The 3,041-nt window shown below is 41.8% G+C and carries 4 protein-coding genes; 2 read left to right on the plus strand and 2 right to left on the minus strand.

Annotated elements, in window-relative coordinates; all coding sequences use genetic code 11:
- The first annotated feature begins 83 nt into the window (after positions 1–83).
- Together ACED46_RS21570 and ACED46_RS21575 are read left to right on the plus strand one after the other, a co-directional pair.
- Positions 84–1,493, plus strand: coding sequence for a hypothetical protein (locus tag ACED46_RS21570; RefSeq protein ID WP_371722422.1), 1,410 nt, complete (start codon positions 84–86; stop codon positions 1,491–1,493).
- Positions 1,490–1,861 (plus strand): hypothetical protein, encoded by a 372-nt coding sequence (locus ACED46_RS21575; protein WP_371722423.1) that lies wholly within the window; start codon positions 1,490–1,492, stop codon positions 1,859–1,861. The genes ACED46_RS21570 and ACED46_RS21575 overlap by 4 nt, the downstream gene beginning before the upstream one ends.
- Before the next feature lie 302 nt (positions 1,862–2,163).
- On the opposite strand, the gene ACED46_RS21580 is transcribed toward ACED46_RS21575, so the two are convergent.
- Both ACED46_RS21580 and ACED46_RS21585 read right to left on the minus strand, forming a co-directional pair.
- Positions 2,164–2,439: an HU family DNA-binding protein gene (locus ACED46_RS21580; protein WP_371722424.1), complete on the minus strand. Its 276-nt coding sequence runs from the start codon at positions 2,437–2,439 to the stop codon at positions 2,164–2,166.
- A gap of 14 nt (positions 2,440–2,453) precedes the next feature.
- Positions 2,454–2,666: a hypothetical protein gene (locus ACED46_RS21585; protein ID WP_371722425.1), complete on the minus strand. Its 213-nt coding sequence runs from the start codon at positions 2,664–2,666 to the stop codon at positions 2,454–2,456.
- Between the last annotated feature and the right edge of the window lie 375 nt (positions 2,667–3,041).

The following is a 3,041-nucleotide window of genomic DNA, read 5'->3' on the forward strand; positions in this document are numbered from 1 at the left end:
GACCAAAACGCCTTTCTAGGAATAATAAACGCCTGAAATTATTGGTATGCTCATTACTGAATATAATAATGAGCAACTGACTGATGGCTAAAGATAACTACCCTTTCCCTCATTCTCGGTCAATGTATTGGTCTGATCCAAGTACGACGACAACCTATGAGGAAGCGGTCGCCATGTTTGAGGCACAAACCGACGTTCAAAAAAAGATGATGAAAAATCCTATCGTCGCGCCAAAAACTCAAACATTGATAGACCAAAAGCAAGTCCAAGCTGAAACCGTGGCGAAAATGAGACAAGAGACGGCTTCTTTCGCTCCTAGCTCCTCTCCTTCTCCGAGTTTAGGGAGTATGCCTACGTCTTCCCCTCTAGCGTCCCCAGAGCTGAATGCTCTCTCTGAAATTCCTACCGAGGTTTGTCTCGATAATGTGTTTATGCTTGGTTGGTATCAGGTTGAAGAAACAGGGCAAATTGATTTGATGTGGAGTGAACTCTTTACTTCGGATACTTCTCAGAAAACGATCAATTTCATTAAAGGTCAGAATCGCCATTTAAATTCTTATGTGAGGCAGGGAGAGATAGTTGTTCTACCGACAATGAAACCGGTTGAGGAGAAAGATAAGCAAGCTCTCAAGGATTTAAAAGAGGACGCTCAAGCTGCGAGCGCTGAACTGGCAAAGTTGAGCAATGAAGCTGTGGCGACAGTACATCGTCACTTTGATTTGTTTTCCTATCAGCTAGAAAAACGCATCAGAGAGGATGGATTACCTAGTGATTATTATGCTCAGGTGTCTACTGGCGTTGGGGCGACGGCTGCGATTGTTGAGCAGAACTTAAAGAATATCCAAAATGTTGTTTTAGAAATTAATGATTTGTATGCGTCACAAGTGGCTATGGCAAGTCGAACGGGTGGAATGAATTATGGCTCGTTTATCGCAGAGCGAGCGACGTTATTTCAAAAGTTGGACGGCTCGTTTGCGATGCTCTCTAAGCGAAGTGTTGAAATCCCAGCTTACCGTCAGGTTAAGCGTAATTTAAAGCTCTCCACTAAATCGGTGATTCATCACGCGGATGAAATATTGAAATCCGGTTTTGTGCCAAGCCTTGGAAAGCGAACCGCGAATATTGCTATCGGAATTTCTACTGCGAGAGGGTTAGGTTATATCGGTCTAGGTATTGGCGTTGCGAGTGGCGTAGACAGTATTTACGAAGCTTGCAAAGTAGACGGCTCTGGCGAATGTGGAAAGACAACGACCCGTGAAGTTGGTGGCTTTATTGGTGGAATTGGTGGTGGAACCATTGGAGGTTCTGTTGGGGTATCCATTGCTTCTGGATCTGTGGCAATTTTAATTGCGATCGGAATTTCTATCTCTGCTCCCGTTGTCGCTGTGGCGACAATAGGTGCGTTTGCAGTTGGTGGAGGTGTGGGGGGGATAGCTGGAACTGCAACAGGTAAGGCATTTGGTGATTTTGCGTATGAATGGGCAATAGAATGATAGATTTTATTGACACTCTATTATTTTTGTCTCGAAAGGTTATTTCCTTTTATGCCATTCTTTGGGCTGTTCCTGGTGGCCTTATCCTTTTTACTGTTTCACATGGAAGTTTTAAGCATATTATTTATCTCGATAAACAATTAGCTAAAAATTTAGATAAATATTATGGGTGGAATGGCCACTTGCTTGATCCTTTGACATCTACGATTGGATGTCGATATATGGGCTACTGTTTGGTTTACCCGTTTATAAAATATCGAGTCACTACAAAATCTAAAAAATTTAAAGCTTTTATGTGGGTTAACACTATTGGTTTTTGGTGTTGGATTGTTATTGCATTGAGTATGATCTTTTTGAATTTAACTTAAATTCTTTAGTGCGAAGTGATTGATTCAGATACAAAAATGCCTCCGAGAACGGAAGCATTTTTGCACTACAAAGAAATGAATGGAGAATTTCTTTTAGCTTTGCGTTACTGATAGTTTAGTTCATTAGTCAGAAGTATTCACCTTTTAACGTGATGTCACTTAGTGCGAAGTGACAAAAGGCAGCCCGAAGGCTGCCTTTTTTGAGTCACAAGAGATGACTATCAAATCAAATGGAAGGTGATTTATGTATGTGACTCACCTTTTTATATGTGGTTGTTTTGCTGAAAATCAACAGCAAAGCGTTATGGATTTAAAGCATCTTTCAACTTCTTACCGGCTTTAAATGTTGGGCTTTTTGACGCGGCAATTTGAATGGTTTCGCCCGTTCTAGGATTGCGGCCTTCACGTGCGGCACGGTGGGTGATTTTGAATGTGCCAAAATCAACCAAAGCCACGTCATCACCATCGGCCAGTGTTGTGGTAATGCCTTCGATGATGGCTTTCAGGGCTGCATCGGCTTCTTTTTTGGTGATATCGACTTCTTCTGCGATATGATCCACTAATTCTTTACGGTTCATCTCTTTTCCTTATTCTAGAGTTGGTTTTCTTCTTCATCCCACTTACCTGGTAAATAGCGAAAGGCGAGGGGTTTATTGACAACGTCGGTAATTTCTATTTTAAACGTATTTTCAGTCGCGTGTGTAGTGGCACTGGTTTTGGCTGCGGCTAAAGAGCGCATGTACACCGTTTCGGACTTGAGCGTATTTTTTTCTTTATCCAAATAACGGATATTAAAGACCGCCATATCCCCTCCTGTTAGGTAAATGTCAAAAAAATCATTAAGAGTCGCTGTGTTTCAACTAAGGCAGCGAAAGTGAGCATTATAACCCCATTTTTGAGTCGCCTAGCCAGCCCATCACATTGTTTTATCTTGTGATATACTAAGCCTGTTGTAGTTGAATACTGACTGCACAGTATTAAGCACACGGGGTTAACCCCCCTTAAATGGCTTTCTGAAACGTGTCGCGGCTTCTTCTCTTGTAGAAAGGAGTGAAAGCATACTTAACTGCTCAGGCTTTACGCCTGTTCATTCAACTGCTTGATTTTAAAATCAATTCAATATGGCCACTGCGTCATTATACTGCTCTTATTTCTAAGGGCTAAATTCGACTTTGCGACA

It is taken from the genome of Vibrio sp. 1S139, assembly GCF_041439475.1.
GTDB lineage: Bacteria > Pseudomonadota > Gammaproteobacteria > Enterobacterales > Vibrionaceae > Vibrio > Vibrio crassostreae_C.